Genomic DNA, 15,966 nt, shown 5'->3' with positions numbered 1-15,966 from the left:
ATAATGATTTTTCGACAACATTCATTGGCTAAAAATAATCATTTTCAAATATCTGAGATTCATTAAAAATAAAGCACAACAGTAAGAAAGAAATCTAAAAAACCTTCATTAAATATCAAAAATAAGGCTTCAGGATAGCATTTTCCTCTGCCTGGCATTCTATGTCCGCGCAACGACGACGAGGTGAAACAGGATGTGTCAGGAAGAATTGACCTGGCCTGGAGAAAGGTTGCGGATTTTCCGCCGCGATAGTGCCAGATGTGCATGTCAGCCTGGACACCGATGACTTGCCGCCTCCGTCAGAAGGCGGCATCGGCCCGGCGTAACAACATTAGTTATTCAACGCGCCGTTAATCAGAATTGAAGTAATAATCCCGGTCGCAGCGGCAATCAGTACATAGTTGCCATCAATATACGACCAGTGGTGGCCGCGCGGCGGGGCCGGCAGCCCGCGATCGTTCCAGTCGTTGATGCGATAATCTTTGCCGCGGAAACGTTCCGGTACCGGCTGGCCTTTGCGGAAATCATGTCCGTTCCACGCAAAATGATCCTGCTCGTGACGCTGCTGAGGGCGGTTATCATGCGCCTCTCCTCCGCGTCCCTGGTGACCGCGCTCCGGCCCGCGATTATCGCCATTACCCTGGCGATTGTTAGCCTGTGGCCCCTTACCGTCCGGGCCGCCGTGACCAGCGTTATTCTGCCAGGTCTGCTGTTGACCATGATTATTACCGCCGGGACCATCGGCCCATGAAACGGTACTAAAAACACAAGACAGCATAATTGCCAGCGAAAAAATCTTTTTCATAGTACACCTCCTGATATATTTCCGTTGTACCGGGAAAATGTGGAGGAATATTGAGTAGTGATATAACCAGGACTATTCCTGGACTTGCAGGCCGAATTGTTTTTAGCTGCGGATTACCCGGACCAGCATGGGCCTCGCCCTGGCGGGCGGTCGCAAACCGCTTTCCAATCTGCTCCTGGCAGATTCGTCACTCACTTCTGCCACAGGGTTACCTGTGCTCCTGAAGATTTATAAACTTGCCGCCTCTATGCGACTCGACTTATTTAGGGTTTAGCATTACCACCCATTAAAAATATTATCCCGCGCTAAATACAGCGCACTAAAAAACAAAAAAGGCCGCTTTCGCGACCCTTTCCTTAAAATAATCAGTGATTATTCGGTGACTTTCGTTTTCAGGTCTTCGGCACCCTGCTTGGTTTTATCCCAGCCTTCTTTGCTGACCTCTTTGGTTTTATTCCAGCCTTTTTCGGTGCCTTCTTTGGTGGCGTTCCAGCCTTTCTCCGTCCCTTCTTTAGTTTTATTCCAGGTTTTCTGCGCGCCTTCGCTGACTTCACTGCCTACGCTATCGCTTTTGCCTTCCGCCGCGTGTTTGGCTTTCAGCTGCTGCTCTTCACCCTGGTGCTGAGCCTCGTGCAATTTTTCCTTCGCGGTGTTTGCTCCTTCATGGGCGGCCGCGACGGTATCGTCAGTTGCGTGTGTCGTTGCAGCAAAAACAGGAGCTGCTACCAGAATCGCAGATAACGCAATCATTGCTTTTTTCATAATGTCCTCTCTCTAACGAACTTAATGTTACGAGTCGCATTAAGCATGGCACAAGATTCTGCCGTCTGGCTTTAGGGATTGTTCTTAAAACTAATTTAAGACTTTTCAATGCGCTTTTAGTCTGGTGGGAGCCGGACTCCGTCGGCTCCGCTAGTTTTCATACCCCGGGGGCGGCCCCCGGAGGCGGCGCGCTGCGCCTGCCCATGCTCTCATTATTGCCTCCGCCTCGCCCACGGCAATGAAATCCCCTTCCTCTCTCTGAATCCCCGATCTTTTGCCGCCCTGCGCGTATTTTTTATGCCCTGGCTCGCACTTTTTCTCAGGTGACGTTCCCCTCATTCTGTCGTTATGCTTTAATTTGCTAAACCGGTTTAATAAAGTTTAGCCATGGAGAATGTCAGCATGAATGAAAAAGTTTGGGTTCTGGGAGACGCGGTAGTGGATCTGCTACCAGAAAGCGAAGGCCGGCTGCTGCGATGCCCCGGCGGCGCACCGGCCAACGTGGCGGTAGGGATCGCTCGTCTTGGCGGCCACAGCGGGTTTATCGGGCGCGTCGGCGACGATCCTTTCGGCCGCTTTATGCGCCATACTCTACAGCATGAGCAGGTGGACATCAGCCATATGCGCCTCGACGGGCAGCACCGCACCTCTACCGTCGTGGTTGACCTTGACGAGCAGGGCGAAAGAACGTTTACCTTTATGGTACGCCCCAGCGCGGATCTGTTCCTGGCCGAAGAAGACCTGCCGCAGTTTGCCGCCGGGCAATGGCTCCACGCCTGCTCCATCGCGCTCAGCGCCGAGCCCAGCCGCAGCACCACCTTCGCGGCAATGGAGAAAATCAAACAGGCGGGCGGGCGGGTCAGCTTTGACCCCAATATCCGCCCGGACCTCTGGCAGGATCAGGCGCTGCTGCACGCCTGCCTCGATCGCGCCCTGCGCATGGCTAACGTAGTGAAGCTATCGGAAGAGGAGCTGGAATTCATCAGTGGAAGTAATGATTTAACGCACGGCATCGCCAGCGTCACCGCGCGCTACCAGCCTGAATTACTGCTGGTCACCCAGGGAAAAGCGGGCGTGCTTGCCGCCTTCCAGCAGCAGTTTACCCACTTCAGCGCCAGGCCTGTAGTCAGCGTCGATACCACCGGCGCAGGGGACGCTTTTGTCGCCGGACTGCTCACCAGCCTTGGGGCAAAAGGGATGCCGACCGATATCGCCGCGCTGGAGCCCACGCTCGCGCTGGCGCAAACCTGCGGCGCGCTGGCCACAACGGCGAAAGGCGCCATGACCGCCCTGCCCTATCAGCACGATCTTAATCGCCAGCTTTGATCTTCAAGGCCGCCCCGCGCGGCCGACTTTGTTGCATCCATTATGCTTATTAAATCGGTTTAGCAAATTGCGATGCACTATCGCTACTGGCCGCTACGAACATGCATGGTAGAATAAGCGTTTTGCTTTCAGGCTCATGGCGTCGTAATGAAAACCAAACGCGTAACCATTAAAGATATCGCCGAACTGGCGGGCGTTTCTAAAGCGCCCGCCAGCCTGGTGCTGAACGGGCGTGGCAAGGAGCTGCGCGTGGCGCAGGAAACACGCGAGCGCGTTCTGGCCATTGCCCGCGAGCAGCACTATCAGCCGAGTATTCACGCCCGCTCGCTGCGCGATAACCGCAGCCACACCATTGGGCTGGTAGTGCCGGAGATCACCAACTACGGTTTTGCGGTTTTTTCCCATGAGCTGGAGATGCTGTGCCGCGAGGCGGGCGTTCAGCTGCTGATCTCCTGTACCGACGAAAACCCCGGTCAGGAGAGCATGGTGGTCAATAACATGATTGCCCGCCAGGTCGACGGGCTGATCGTCGCCTCCTGTATGCACAGCGATGCCGACTATCTCAAGCTCAGCGAACAGCTGCCGGTGGTGCTTTTTGACCGCCGCCCGAATGAAAGCGCCCTGCCGCTGGTGATGACCGATTCGATTACCCCGACGGCGGAGCTGATTTCCCGTATCGCCCCCCAGCATCGCGACGAGTTTTGGTTTTTAGGCGGCCAGCCGCGCCTGTCGCCGTCCCGCGACCGTCTGGCCGGGTTTACGCAGGGTCTGGCCCAGGCGGGTATCGAACTGCGCCCGGAATGGGTGATTAACGGCAACTATCACCCCAGTTCCGGCTATGAGATGTTCGCTGCTCTCTGTGCGCGTCTGGGCCGACCGCCAAAGGCGCTGTTTACCGCCGCCTGCGGTCTGCTGGAAGGGGTACTGCGCTATATGAGCCAGCACCATTTGCTCAATTCCGATATTCATCTGGCAAGCTTTGACGATCACTATCTCTACGATTCGCTGTCGCTGCGTATTGATACCGTACAGCAGGACAACCGCCAGCTGGCCTGGCACTGCTACGATTTAATCAGCCAGCTGATCGACGGCAACGCGCCTGAACCTCTACAGCGCTACCTGCCGGCGACGCTGCTGTTTCGGCATCGCTGATTCACGCATCCAGCCCCGCGATCCGCACCAGATGAACGGTGAGCCACAGCAGCTCGTTGCCGCCTAGGGTGATATCGAGCTGGGCTTTGACGTAGTCGCGGATCAGCAGCGCGCAGCGGTAAGCGTCCGGATACTCCTTAATTACCTGCACCAGCAGAAAACTGTCCCGCGCGCCGTCCAGCTCTCCCTCCTGTAAACGCTGGAGGAAAAACTGCATATGGACCAGAAAGCGCGAATAGTTTATCGATTCGGTGTCTATCTGCTGCTTAAAGTGGTACTGCACGAGATTAAAAATATCCTTCAGCATTTTTACCGACTGCATAGCCTGCGCCACGTCGTCGCCCTCGCTCTGGCCGTTAACCAGATGAAAGGCGATATTCCCGGCTTCCTCCTCAGGCAGTTCAATCCCGTACTGCTGACGAATAATCGTCACCGCCTCGCTGGCGACGCGGAACTGCTGCGGATAAAAACGCCTGACTTCCGGAAGCAGGCGGTTTTGAATGGCGATCCCTTTACGGCTGCGTTCGATGGCGAAAGTCAGGTGGTCGGCGAGAGTGAAGAAAATCTGCTCGCGAACCTTGCTGGCAAGCTGCAGATTGGCGCGGGAAATAATCATCGCCGCCATTTCGATGACCTCGTCCGGAATGGCGGAGAGCGCCTCAAGATAGCCGCTGCGCGCGCCGAGCGCCTGGGTCACGAATAGCTTCTCTATCTTCTCCGGGGCGATCTCATCCCCTGGCCTGCTGTTGAAACCAATGCCTTTCCCCATAACGATAACCTCCCGGTTATCGTCGTCCATCGAGAGCACGAGGCTATTATTGAGCACCTTCTGAACAATCATCTCTGCGACTCGCCGTGGTTGCCGTTTTGCGCGATAACATCCTTATACCACCAGAAGCTGCGTTTGCGGATCCTTTGCAGACTCTTGAGGTCATCCTCGCCGCGATCGACATAAATAAAACCATAGCGCTTGGCGTATCCCTGATGCGTGCTGACCACATCAATTGCCGCCCAAGGACAGTAGCCTATCAGCTCGACGCCGTCGGCAATCGCCAGCCGCATTTGCTCAATATGCGCCTGTAAGAAGGCGATACGGTAATCGTCATTCACCGTCCCATCATGCTCCAGCTTGTCCGGCGCGCCCATGCCGTTTTCGCTAATCAGAATCGGCAAACCATAACGCTCGCACACTTTACGCAGCGTCAGACGCAGCCCCACCGGATCGACCACCCAGCCGTAGGGGGTTTTACCGACCCACGGATTTTCCGCCGGACGATATACGCCGTCTTCGCCCAGCATAATTTGCTGGTCACCCGCGCGGGGCGCAACGTCCCCGCCGTCGCCCCGACTGGCGGCAATCGTCGCGGTGGAGTAGTAGTTAATGGCGATAAAATCCGGCCGACCCTGCTGCAAAATCAGCGCATCTTCTGGCTGCATTTCCGGCGCGAGGCCTCGGTCCTGTAAATACGCCCACGCCAGAGCGTTGTAGCGACCATGTACCGCCACATCCAGAAAGCTCCAGCAGCGCAGCGTCTCCCAGTTATGGGCGGCGATGGCGTCCTCCGGTTTACAGCTTTCGGCGTACATCGACGTGGTGTTTATCGCCGGGCCGATGCGCAGCCCGGGGAACTCGCGGTGGCACAGGGCGAAGATCTGCGCCTGGGCCAGCATCATATGATGATTCTGCTGGTACAGCGCCTTCTTATCCGGCAGCTCACGATCGGCGGGTACGCCAATCGCGCCGGGATGCAGAATCATGGTGTTCTGTTCGTTAATGGTCAGCCACAGCGGAACCTTAGCCGCAAACTCGCTAAACAGCAGCCGGGCATAGCGCACAAATGCCTCCCCGGTTTTGCGGTTCAGCCAGCCGCCTTTTAGCTCCAGCGCCCACGGCAGGTCGAAGTGGTACAGCGTGACGATGGGGGTGATCCCGTGGCGCGTCAGGGCGTCGATCAGGCGGTGATAAAAGGCCAGACCGGCCGGATTCACCGGGCCATCGCCGTCAGGTATCACCCGCGACCAGGCCACCGAAAAACGGTAGGCCTTCAGCCCCATCTGCGCCATCAGCGCGACGTCTTCCTCCACCCGGTGATAGTGGTCGCTGGCGATGCGGAAGTCCGCCGTTCCCGGCGGATGGCTGAGCATATCGACCACCGACGGCCCTTTACCGTCTTCATTCCATGCGCCCTCAACCTGATAGGCTGAGGTGGATGCGCCCCACAGAAAACCGTCCGGGAACTGCGCTTTGTTTTGATAAATCATGCCTGCGCCTCCTTAGCGGATTGCACCATCAGCTGCTCGCCGTAATCGACCTGCACGGCGGCGGTCAGGCGCAGTGAGTGCTGCTCGTCGCCGTTGACCACTATCACCGGCGTAATCAGGTCATACCCGGCCTGCTCGATGGCGGGAATATCAAAGCGGATCAGCGCCTGTCCGGCTTCCACCTTATCCCCCACCTTCAGCGTAGAGCTAAAGTGCTGGCCGTTAAGATTAACGGTGTCGATACCGATATGGATCAGCAGCTCAAGACCGCTGTCGCTTTGTAAACCCACGGCGTGACACGACGGCAGGAACATCATCACCGTGCCGCTAAACGGCGCGCGCAGGACTCCCTCTTCAGGACGAATCGCCAGCCCCTCGCCCAGCAGACCGCCGGAGAAAACGTCATCGTTGACTTCGCTGAGCGCCACCACCTCGCCGCGCAGCGGGCTGAGCACTTCAGTTTCGCTCTCGTTTTTCGCGCTGACCGCAGGCTGCGGCGCCTCGCTGACCTCTTCTTGATCCTCAGGCGTATCTTTAAAGGCAATAAACCAGGTCAGGGTAAAGGTCACCACGATGGAGATCGCGCAGGTTACCAGCGCGTGGACGATGTTCATCGGGTTTTCGCCGATAAACGCCGGCAGCGCCGCGAGGCCTGGCGAGACAAACGCGTAGCGCACCAGCCCGCTCACCCCGGCGTAGACCCCGGCGCAGCCGCCGCCGATCATCGCCGCAATCAGCACGCGGCGGAACTTGAGCAGCACCCCGTACAGCGCCGGTTCGGTGATCCCCAGCAGCGCGGTAAATCCCGATGAGGAGGCCAGCTGGCGCAGGTTGCTATTTTTGGTTTTCAGCGCCACGCACAGCGTCGCCGCCCCCATCGCCACGTTTGAGGCCAGCATCCCCGGGCCGTTAATCATCTCGTAGCCGCTTTTACTCAGCTGACCGGTGGCGATCGGCGTCATCGCCCAGGCGGTACCGGTAATGATCAGGAAGGGCTGCAGGGTGCCCATCAGCATCGGGATTAACCAGCTGGCGTGGCGGTCGATAGCGCCCGCGCCTGCGGCCACCAGGTCGTTCAGCAAAATGCCCGCCGGACCGACCACCACCAGCGCCAGCGGCGCGGTGATCAACAGAATCAGCATCGGCTTAACGAAGAATTTAATAATCGACGGCGAGACTTTTTCGGCAAAGCGCTCCACCCACGACATCAGCCACACCGTCAGAATGATCGGCAGTACCGAACCGGAGTAATCGGAAAGCAGAACGTTAATACCGACAAAATCGACCGCTTTACCGGCCGCCAGCATCTGGCCGATGCCCGGATGCAACAGCACGCCCGCGAGAGTCATCGCCAGAATCGGGTTGCATTCAAACTTCAGCGACGCGCCGTAGGCCAGCAGCACCGGCAGGAAGAAGAAGGCGGCGTCGGCAATAATGTTGAGCAGCTGATACGTCGAGCTGGTTTCGCTAATCACCCCGGTCAGTTTAAGAATGGCCAGCAGCGCCTTGATCATCCCCGCGCCGGTAATCGCCGGGATCACTGGGGTAAAGGTGGTCGAGATAACGCTGATAATGCGCGCGAAAATACCGGTTGGCTTCGCGTTTTTATCGCCGCCGGCAGGGCTTTTCTTCTGCGGCAGCGCCTTATTGAGCAGGCGATAAACCTGCTGCACCTCATTGCCAATTACAATCTGGAACTGGCCGCCCTTCTCCACCACGCTGATCACGCCGGGGATAGCGCCAATCTGCGCATCGTTAACCTTGGCGCGGTCGTTGAACTCCATACGCAAGCGGGTCGCGCAGTGGGTGAGCATGCGGATATTCTCCGCACCGCCCACCGCGTGGAGGATTTTGTCTGCTGTTTCGTTATAGTTCATAGTGTTCCCTGGTGTTGGGGCAAAAAAAAAGACCAAAACAGAGACGCTCCCCTTAACGGGAGAGCATTTCTATTTTGGTCTTGCCTGCTTTCGCAGTAGCACGCCATTATAAAAATGGGTTATTTCGGCGGATTATCTAAGCGTCTCTGGTCAATGACAATAACGGCCGGACAAAAATGTGAACTGGATTAAGTAAATTCTTAAGTAAATATCAATTAAGGGCCTGCTGGCGCAGCCAGCTCTGCAACAGCTTACCGTCAGGCGTCATATCGCTATCCTGACGCACGCAGAGATAGTAATCCCGGCCATCATCTATCGCCGCATCAAAAATTTTTACCAGCTCGCCGCTCTTCAGATAGGGAGCGATCAGCGGCTCGCGCATCAGGGCGCAGCCCAGCCCGGCCTGCACGCCCGCCAGGGTCAACAGGCCATCCTCAAATAATGGCCCGGTCGAGCGCGGCGGGCGCTTCACTCCCTGCTGCACAAACCACTGGTTCCACGTGGTGCGCTCCTCATCGTGCAGCAGCGGCATCTGCAATAGCTGCTCCGGGGTATCAATATGCCCATGCAGGCGCAAAAACGCCCGGCTGCAGACCGGCACCATTTTGCCGGAGATCAGCTTTTCGCTCTGATAACCCACCCAGTGACCGTTGCCAAAGCGGATCGACATATCGGAGGCGTCGCTAAGGTAGTTGCGGTGGTTGGCGTAAACCACGTTGATTTCGGTATGCGGATTGGCGTGCACAAATGACGGCAGGCGGGGAATAAACCAGCCCATGCCAAACAGCGGGATCAGGCTGATGGTCACCTGCTGAGTTTGCACCTGATCGATCAGATGCCCGGTGGCCTGACGCAGCACGTTAAACGCCGCGCGGATCGAGCGGTAATACTCCCGCCCCTGCTGGCTGAGGGTCAGCCGTCGCCCCTGACGTTCGGTGAGTGGGATCTGCAAATAGCCTTCCAGCACCTTCAGCTGATGGCTGACCGCCGAGGGCGATATCGCCAGCTCCTGCGCCGCCAGGGTCACGCTGCCCAGCCGCGCGATCGCCTCGAAGGCGCGTACCGCCCGCAGCGGCGGATCGTTGGCTAAAGTACTCTCCGACCAGCTAACCGGCCCCTCTGATTGTTCTGTTTTTTTCATATGTTGATTTTCTTAGCGCATTTCGCTATCCGATGCATTATTAAATTATATTTAAAATCATCAAGATAGTTAACCACACATTTATAATAAGAAAGAATATATGCGTATTTTACAATTTAATTCATTTGTTGGATGGTAGCTATTATTTGAGCATCTTGTCGGAACAATCAGTTGGACACACTCATACAACAAATGATCAACGGGGTCATGCTCGGCAGCATCTACGCCCTGATCGCGCTGGGTTACACCATGGTGTACGGCATCCTGCGCATTATTAACTTTGCCCACGGCGATATTCTGATGGTCGGCGCGCTGACCACGCTCTCCGGGATGAACGCGCTGAACGCCCATTTTCCCGGCCTGCCGCCGCTGGCGCTGCTGGGGCTGGCGCTGCTGCTGGCCATGGCGGTGTGCGCCCTCCTAGCGATGGCAGTCGAGCGCTTTGCCTACCGCCGCCTGCGCAACGCCCCGCGCCTGGCGCCGCTGATCTCCGGGATCGGCGTCTCGGTACTGCTGCAAACCGTAGCGATGATCGTCTGGTCGCGTAATCCGCTGATGTTCCCGCAGATCCTGCCAATGGAGCCGATCGCCGTAACCCACGGCAGCGCCGCGCATCCGCCGGCTCTCGTGACCGTCACCGGTATAGTCACCGTCGCGCTGGCCCTCGCGGTGATGCTCGGCCTGTGGCTGCTGGTGGAGTACACCCGACTGGGACGCGGGATGCGCGCGGTAGCGGAAAACCCGCGCATCGCCACGCTGATGGGCGTTAACCCTAACGCTATTATCGCCCTCACTTTCGCCATCGGCGGCATATTCGCCGCGCTGGCTGGCGTGATGATGGCCAGCAACTACGGCAATGCCAGCTTCTCCATGGGCTTTCTGCCCGGTATTAAAGCCTTTACCGCCGCGGTGCTCGGCGGCATCGGCAATATTCGCGGCGCGATGATCGGCGGCCTGCTGCTGGGGCTTATCGAATCCCTCGGCGCAGGCTATCTCGGCGACCTGACCCACGGCGTCTTCGGCAGCAACTACCAGGATATCTTCGCCTTTATGGTGCTGATCCTGGTGCTGGTCTTCCGCCCGGCCGGTTTGCTCGGCGAACGCGTCGCCCAGCGGGCTTAGGAGAAAAATCATGACAACGGCACAACTCGATACGCCTGTCGTCTCCCGCCGCTTCTGGTCCGGGATGACCCTGTTGGTCTGCGCGCTGCTGGTCGCGCCGATGGTCGCCAGCCAGCTCGGCGGCAACTACTGGGTGCGGGTCATCGACTTCGCCCTGCTCTACGTTATGCTGGCGCTGGGGCTGAATATCGTGGTCGGCTACACCGGCCTGCTGGATATGGGCTTTATCGCCTTTTACGCCGTCGGCGCGTATCTGGCGGCGCTGCTGGCCTCTCCGCATCTGCTGGACGTGTTCCCAATTTTAAATAGCTGGTTTCCGGACGGCCTGCACACCTCGTGGCTGGTGATTATTCCGCTCGCCGCGCTGCTGGCGGCAGGCTGCGGTATCGTGCTGGGCGCGCCGACGCTCAAGCTGCGCGGCGACTACCTGGCGATTGTCACCCTCGGGTTCGGCGAAATTATTCGCATCCTGATGCGCAACCTCGACCGTCCGGTCAACATCACCAACGGCGCAAAAGGCATCTCCGGGGTCGATTCGCTGAATCTGTTCGGCCTCAAGTTTAGCGGCGTTTATCACTGGCTCGGCTTTAAAGTCCCGGCGCTATGGCTGTGGTACTACCTGCTGATGCTGGTGATTGTGGCGATTATTTTCGTCTGCCTGCGGCTACAGCATTCGCGCATTGGCCGGGCCTGGCACGCCATCCGCGAGGATGAAGACGTCGCCCGGGCGATGGGCATCAACCTGCGTAACTACAAGCTGCTGGCTTTCGCTATCGGCGCCTCATTCGGCGGCGTGGCGGGCGCGCTGTTCGGCGCATTTCAGGGCTTCGTTTCGCCGGAATCCTTTACCCTGCAGGAGTCGATTGCGGTGCTGGCGATGGTGGTGCTGGGCGGGATGGGGCATATCCCCGGCGTGATCCTCGGCGCGGTGCTGCTGACCGCGCTGCCGGAGCTGCTGCGCAGCCAGGCGGCGCCGGTACAGCAGGCGCTGTTTGGCGAAGTGCTGATTGACCCGGAAATATTGCGCCAGCTGTTTTACGGCCTGGCGCTGGTGCTGGTCATGCTGCTGCGCCCTCAGGGTATCTGGCCCGCGCGACATCAAGGAGCGAAAGCATGAGCCTGTTAAGCGTGCGCCATATGACCAAGCGCTTCGGCGGCCTGACGGCGGTCGACAACGTGTCGCTCACCATCAACGAGGGCGAAATATACGGCCTGATCGGCCCCAACGGCGCGGGAAAAACCACCTGCTTTAACCTGATTACCGGGCTATATCCGGCGGACAGCGGCGAGTTCGCCATCGGCGGGGAAGCCTATTTTCCGAACAATATTGAGAAAGTGACCGCCGCGGGCATCGCCCGCACCTTCCAGAACGTGCGGTTATTTAACGAAATGTCGGTGCTGGAAAACGTGATGGTGGGCCGCCACGTGCGCACCCGCAACGGCCTGTGGGCCGCGCTCTCCCGCCATAAACGCGCCCGCGCCGAAGAGGCGCAGACCCGCGAGCTGGCGTGGCACTGGCTGGACTATACCGGCATCGCGCAGTTCGCCCACTATCGCGCCTGCGACCTCGCCTACGGCCACCAGCGGCGGCTGGAGATTGCCCGCGCGCTGGCGACCGACCCGCGCCTGCTGGCGCTGGATGAACCGGCGGCCGGGATGAACGCCACCGAGAAGATGGCCCTTGGCGAACTACTGCTGCGCATTCGCGATGACGGCAAAACGCTGCTGATGATTGAGCACGACGTCAAGCTGGTGATGGGGATCTGCGATCGCCTGATGGTGCTGGATTACGGCAAAACGTTAACCAGCGGCACGCCGGAGACCGTACGCCGCGATCCGGCGGTGATCGCCGCCTGGCTGGGAGGCAATGTCCATGTCTGATCTCTTAACCGTCAACCAGCTTAGCGTCCACTACGGCGGCATCCAGGCAGTGCGCGACGTCTCATTCAGCGTGAAAGAGGGCGAGCAGACCACGCTGATTGGCGCCAACGGCGCGGGCAAAAGCTCCACCGTCCGCGCCATTACCGGGCTGGAACCCTTTAGCGGCGACATTCTGTTTAACGGCAGGCCGATACGCAAACGCCGGGCCGAATCCCTGCTGCGCGAAGGGCTGGTGATGGTGCCGGAAGGTCGCGGCATCTTCGCGCGCATGACGGTGCTGGAAAACCTGCAAATGGGCGCCTGGCTACGGCGCGACGCGGCGGCGGTAAAACAGGAAATGCGCGCTATTTTCGAAAACTTTCCGCGTCTTGGCGAACGCCAGCACCAGCTGGCGGGGCTGCTCTCCGGCGGCGAACAGCAGCTGCTGGCGCTCAACCGCGCCCTGCTCAGCCAGCCGCGCCTGCTGATCCTCGACGAACCGTCAATGGGGCTGGCACCGCTGATGGTCGAAAACATTTTTCGCGTTATCGCCACCCTGCGCCAGCGCGGCATCGCGCTGTTGCTGATCGAACAGAACGCACGCCTGGCGCTGGAAGCAACCGACCGCGCCTGGGTGATGGACAGCGGCAGCATCGTCGAGCACGGTCCGTCGCCGACGCTGCTGGCCGACGATCGTATTGCACAGATTTATTTGGGCGAAATGCCCGTTTAACACACCAACCAGCATCAGGGAAAAACAATGAAAACCGTAAAAATCAGCGCGCTCAGCGCCGCTATTCTGCTCAGTGGTTTAGCCTCATCCACCGCGTGGTCCACGACCAGAGAAACCGTGATTATCGGCCTGGCAGGCCCGCTCACCGGCCCTTCCGCGCGTATCGGCAAGGATCTGGAAAACGGCGCGCAGCTGGCAATTGATGATATCAACAAGCAGCACCCGACCATCGGCGGCAAGGCGGTAACCTTCAAGCTGCAATCGGAAGACGATCAGTCCGACCCGCGCACCGCCGTTGCCGTCGCCCAGCGTCTGGTGGATAGCGGCGTCGCGGGCGTCGTCGGCCACTGGAACACCGGCACCAGCATCCCTGCCGCGCGGGTTTACCACGATGCGGGCATCGCCCAGGTCGCGCCGGTCGCCACCGGGCACGCCTATACCAGACAGGGTTTCGACACCAGCTTCCGCGTGATGGGCCACGACGATGACGGCGGCCAGTTTGCCGGACAGTACGCAGTGCAAACCCTGAAGGCCAAACGCATCGCGGTCATCGATGACCGTACCGCCTTCGGCCAGGGGCTGGCGGATGAGTTTATTAAGTCGCTGGAAGCGCAGGGAATCAACATCGTCGACCGCCAGTACGTCGATGACAAAACCGTCGACTTCAGCGCCGTGCTGACCGCTATCCGCAGCAAAAACGCCGACCTGATTTTCTTTGGCGGCGTCGATAGTCAGGCCGCTCCGCTGGCACGGCGCATCAAACAGTTGGGCATGAACGCCACCCTGATGGGCGCGGGCGGCTTCGTCAGCCAGACCTTCCTCCAGCTGGCGCAAAAAGAGGGCGACGGCGTGGTGGCGCTGGAGCCGGGACTGCCGGTTGAGCAGATGCCGGGCGGTAAAGCCTTCGAGCAGGCCTACCAGTCGCGCTATCACACCCATATTGAACTGCACGCGCCGTTCGCCTATGACGCTACCCGCGTGCTGGTCGCGGCGATGGAAAAAGCCGACTCCGTCGACCCGGCCGACTATCTGCCCGCCCTGCGCGCCATTAACTACGCCGGCGTCACCGGACAAATCGCCTTTGATAAAGAGGGCAACCTGAAATCGCCAACCTTTACCGTTTATAAAGTCGTCGACGGCAAATGGCAGCCGCAAACCGTACTCGGCGGCGCAACCACGAAGTAACGCAGTGAGGCAATGTGATGAGTGATAATAACGAGCTGGGCATTCTCGCCCGCCGCAAAATTGAAGCAGAAATAATCAAGCCGATTTACGACATCCTGGTGCGCGAGATAGGTAAAGCTCGCGCCCAGGCGGTCATCGGCGAAGCGATTGAAAACGCCGCCATTGAGGCGGGTAAAGCCTTTGCCCGCCAGGAGCCGAACGGTGCGGATATTCAGAGCTTTGTCGCCCTGCAGTATTTATGGGAAAAAGATAACGCCCTGGAGGTCAAGGTGCTGGACGCCGACGACCAGCAGTATAACTACAACGTCAACCGCTGCCGCTACGCCGAGATGTACCACGAAATGGGCCTCGGCGAGATTGGCCATCTGCTCTCCTGCGCCCGCGACGATAAGTTTATCGTCGGCTACGCCCCGGAAGTAGAGCTGACCCGCACCACCACCATCATGCAGGGCGGAAAGTGCTGCGACTTCCGCTATCGCGTGAAAAAGGATAAGTCATGATAACCGTCAACGGCGCACGTCTGTGGTCGACGCTTAACGAGATGGCCCTTATCGGCGCCACGCCGGCAGGCGGCGTGACCCGGCTGACGCTTAGCGAAGAGGACCGCCAGGCGCGCGATCTGCTGCGCCAGTGGGCGCGGGAAGCTGGCTTTCCCTGCGAAGTCGACAGCATGGGTAATATGTTTATTCGCCGCGCCGGTAAAAATCCGCAGCTTGCCCCGGTGCTGACCGGTTCGCACGTCGATTCCCAGCCGCTCGGCGGCCGCTATGACGGCATTTACGGCGTGCTGGCCGGGCTGGAGGCGTTGCGCACCCTGAACGATCGCGGCATTGCGACCGAGCGCGATATCGTGCTGGTGAACTGGACCAACGAAGAAGGGGCGCGCTTTGCCCCGGCGATGCTGGGATCTGGCGTCTGGGCCGGGCAGTTTAGCGAAGCCTACGCGCTCGCCCGTGAAGATCGCGACGGCATCAGCGTCGGCGCGGCGCTGGAGGCTATCGGCTATCGCGGCGCACGCCCGACAGCCGCCTTCCCGCTGCACGCCTGCTACGAAGTGCATATCGAACAGGGGCCGATTCTGGAAGAAGAAGGTATTGATATCGGCCTCGTTCACGCGGCCATGGGCCAGCGCTGGTTCAACGTCACCCTGAAGGGCTTTTCCGCCCACGCCGGAACCACGCCGATGGGCAGCCGCCGCGACGCGCTGACCGCCTTCGCCGAGCTGGCGCTGGCGGTGGAACAAATCGGCATTGCCCACAATCCCGACGGACGGGCAACTATCGGCATGGCGCAGGTGATACCGGGATCGCGCAACGTGGTGCCGGGGCGCATGCTATGCAGCGTCGAGTTTCGTCATCCGCAATCCCCGGCGCTGGAAGCGATGGAACGGGAACTGCATCGCGCCGCTGAAGCGCTGGCGGCGCGGGGCGTGGCGGCAAACGTCGAGCGCATTTTTGATTACGCGCCCATTGCCTTTGATGGCGAGTGTCTGGCGCGCAGCCAGCGAGCGGCGGACGAACTGGGCTATAGCGCGCGAACCATGGTCTCCGGCGCCGGTCACGATACCTGCTATATCAGCAAGGTCGCGCCCGCCAGCATGATTTTCATTCCCTGCGAGAAGGGGATTAGCCATAACGAGGCGGAAAATATTCTGCCCGCGTGGGCGGAAAAAGGGGCTAACGTACTGCTCAACAGTTTACGCCTTGCCGCCGATGAGCCCGGCAGCGCGTAGACGAGTCAC

Annotated in this window: 15 protein-coding genes; 9 read left to right on the top strand and 6 right to left on the bottom strand. The window is 59.1% G+C overall.

Translation table 11 applies throughout. From position 1 onward, the window contains the following. Nucleotides 1-331: 331 nt before the first annotated feature. Complete coding sequence (locus GJ746_RS06985; RefSeq protein WP_154679541.1) at nt 332-805, bottom strand: RcnB family protein; 474 nt, start codon at nt 803-805, stop codon at nt 332-334. A 372-nt stretch (nt 806-1,177) separates the two neighbouring features. Beyond that, nucleotides 1,178-1,567 (bottom strand): hypothetical protein, encoded by a 390-nt coding sequence (locus GJ746_RS06980; protein ID WP_154679540.1) that lies wholly within the window; start codon nt 1,565-1,567, stop codon nt 1,178-1,180. A 402-nt stretch (nt 1,568-1,969) separates the two neighbouring features. On the opposite strand from GJ746_RS06980, the gene GJ746_RS06975 reads away from it, so the two are divergent. Together GJ746_RS06975 and GJ746_RS06970 are read left to right on the top strand one after the other, a co-directional pair. Then, entirely contained in the window at nt 1,970-2,893 is a 924-nt protein-coding gene (locus GJ746_RS06975) for an aminoimidazole riboside kinase (RefSeq protein ID WP_154679539.1), read from the top strand. A 147-nt stretch (nt 2,894-3,040) separates the two neighbouring features. Next, the gene (locus GJ746_RS06970; RefSeq protein WP_154679538.1) at nt 3,041-4,045 is read left to right on the top strand and encodes a LacI family DNA-binding transcriptional regulator; all 1,005 of its coding nucleotides are present in this window, start codon (nt 3,041-3,043) and stop codon (nt 4,043-4,045) included. A gap of 1 nt (nt 4,046) precedes the next feature. Here the strand turns inward: GJ746_RS06970 and licT are convergent, their stop codons facing one another. From licT to GJ746_RS06950, 4 genes are all read right to left on the bottom strand, one after another. After that, nucleotides 4,047-4,886, bottom strand: a complete 840-nt coding sequence (licT, locus tag GJ746_RS06965) for a BglG family transcription antiterminator LicT (protein WP_154679537.1) — start codon at nt 4,884-4,886, stop codon at nt 4,047-4,049. Beyond that, nucleotides 4,883-6,307, bottom strand: a complete 1,425-nt coding sequence (locus tag GJ746_RS06960) for a glycoside hydrolase family 1 protein (RefSeq protein ID WP_154679536.1) — start codon at nt 6,305-6,307, stop codon at nt 4,883-4,885. Before GJ746_RS06960 ends, licT begins: the two co-directional genes overlap by 4 nt. Next, a complete protein-coding gene (locus tag GJ746_RS06955; RefSeq protein ID WP_154679535.1) occupies nt 6,304-8,184 on the bottom strand; it encodes a beta-glucoside-specific PTS transporter subunit IIABC in 1,881 nt (626 codons plus the stop codon). Before GJ746_RS06955 ends, GJ746_RS06960 begins: the two co-directional genes overlap by 4 nt. A gap of 211 nt (nt 8,185-8,395) precedes the next feature. Next, the gene (locus tag GJ746_RS06950; RefSeq protein ID WP_154679534.1) at nt 8,396-9,325 is read right to left on the bottom strand and encodes a LysR substrate-binding domain-containing protein; all 930 of its coding nucleotides are present in this window, start codon (nt 9,323-9,325) and stop codon (nt 8,396-8,398) included. 171 nt (nt 9,326-9,496) lie between these two features. On the opposite strand from GJ746_RS06950, the gene GJ746_RS06945 reads away from it, so the two are divergent. From GJ746_RS06945 to GJ746_RS06915, 7 genes are read left to right on the top strand one after another with little or no spacing between them, the layout of a single operon-like run. Then, nucleotides 9,497-10,447 carry a branched-chain amino acid ABC transporter permease gene (locus GJ746_RS06945; RefSeq protein ID WP_154679533.1) on the top strand — a complete coding sequence of 317 codons (951 nt, stop codon included), beginning with the start codon at nt 9,497-9,499 and terminating at the stop codon, nt 10,445-10,447. A gap of 10 nt (nt 10,448-10,457) precedes the next feature. Next, the gene (locus GJ746_RS06940; RefSeq protein WP_154679532.1) at nt 10,458-11,564 is read left to right on the top strand and encodes a branched-chain amino acid ABC transporter permease; all 1,107 of its coding nucleotides are present in this window, start codon (nt 10,458-10,460) and stop codon (nt 11,562-11,564) included. Next, a complete protein-coding gene (locus GJ746_RS06935; RefSeq protein WP_154679531.1) occupies nt 11,561-12,328 on the top strand; it encodes an ABC transporter ATP-binding protein in 768 nt (255 codons plus the stop codon). Before GJ746_RS06940 ends, GJ746_RS06935 begins: the two co-directional genes overlap by 4 nt. Next, nucleotides 12,321-13,040, top strand: coding sequence for an ABC transporter ATP-binding protein (locus GJ746_RS06930; protein ID WP_154679530.1), 720 nt, complete (start codon nt 12,321-12,323; stop codon nt 13,038-13,040). Before GJ746_RS06935 ends, GJ746_RS06930 begins: the two co-directional genes overlap by 8 nt. 27 nt (nt 13,041-13,067) lie before the next feature. After that, entirely contained in the window at nt 13,068-14,225 is a 1,158-nt protein-coding gene (locus GJ746_RS06925) for a branched-chain amino acid ABC transporter substrate-binding protein (protein ID WP_154679529.1), read from the top strand. Nucleotides 14,226-14,242: 17 nt separating this feature from the next. Next, complete coding sequence (locus GJ746_RS06920) at nt 14,243-14,725, top strand: L-2-amino-thiazoline-4-carboxylic acid hydrolase (protein WP_154679528.1); 483 nt, start codon at nt 14,243-14,245, stop codon at nt 14,723-14,725. Continuing rightward, a complete protein-coding gene (locus tag GJ746_RS06915) occupies nt 14,722-15,957 on the top strand; it encodes a M20 family metallo-hydrolase (RefSeq protein WP_154679527.1) in 1,236 nt (411 codons plus the stop codon). The genes GJ746_RS06920 and GJ746_RS06915 overlap by 4 nt, the downstream gene beginning before the upstream one ends. Nucleotides 15,958-15,966: the final 9 nt, after the last annotated feature.

It is taken from the genome of Klebsiella oxytoca, assembly GCF_009707385.1.
Lineage (GTDB): Bacteria > Pseudomonadota > Gammaproteobacteria > Enterobacterales > Enterobacteriaceae > Klebsiella > Klebsiella oxytoca_C.
This window is presented reverse-complemented; position numbering and strand designations above follow the sequence as displayed.

Coding starts and splice junctions, on each gene's coding strand:
- licT (WP_154679537.1), bottom strand. CDS start 4,886: ATGATTGTTCAGAAGGTGCTCAATAATAGCCTCGTGCTCTCGATGGAC.
- GJ746_RS06925 (WP_154679529.1), top strand. CDS start 13,068: ATGAAAACCGTAAAAATCAGCGCGCTCAGCGCCGCTATTCTGCTCAGT.
- GJ746_RS06955 (WP_154679535.1), bottom strand. CDS start 8,184: ATGAACTATAACGAAACAGCAGACAAAATCCTCCACGCGGTGGGCGGT.
- GJ746_RS06930 (WP_154679530.1), top strand. CDS start 12,321: ATGTCTGATCTCTTAACCGTCAACCAGCTTAGCGTCCACTACGGCGGC.
- GJ746_RS06920 (WP_154679528.1), top strand. CDS start 14,243: ATGAGTGATAATAACGAGCTGGGCATTCTCGCCCGCCGCAAAATTGAA.
- GJ746_RS06970 (WP_154679538.1), top strand. CDS start 3,041: ATGAAAACCAAACGCGTAACCATTAAAGATATCGCCGAACTGGCGGGC.
- GJ746_RS06975 (WP_154679539.1), top strand. CDS start 1,970: ATGAATGAAAAAGTTTGGGTTCTGGGAGACGCGGTAGTGGATCTGCTA.
- GJ746_RS06980 (WP_154679540.1), bottom strand. CDS start 1,567: ATGAAAAAAGCAATGATTGCGTTATCTGCGATTCTGGTAGCAGCTCCT.
- GJ746_RS06935 (WP_154679531.1), top strand. CDS start 11,561: ATGAGCCTGTTAAGCGTGCGCCATATGACCAAGCGCTTCGGCGGCCTG.
- GJ746_RS06960 (WP_154679536.1), bottom strand. CDS start 6,307: ATGATTTATCAAAACAAAGCGCAGTTCCCGGACGGTTTTCTGTGGGGC.
- GJ746_RS06950 (WP_154679534.1), bottom strand. CDS start 9,325: ATGAAAAAAACAGAACAATCAGAGGGGCCGGTTAGCTGGTCGGAGAGT.
- GJ746_RS06985 (WP_154679541.1), bottom strand. CDS start 805: ATGAAAAAGATTTTTTCGCTGGCAATTATGCTGTCTTGTGTTTTTAGT.
- GJ746_RS06915 (WP_154679527.1), top strand. CDS start 14,722: ATGATAACCGTCAACGGCGCACGTCTGTGGTCGACGCTTAACGAGATG.
- GJ746_RS06940 (WP_154679532.1), top strand. CDS start 10,458: ATGACAACGGCACAACTCGATACGCCTGTCGTCTCCCGCCGCTTCTGG.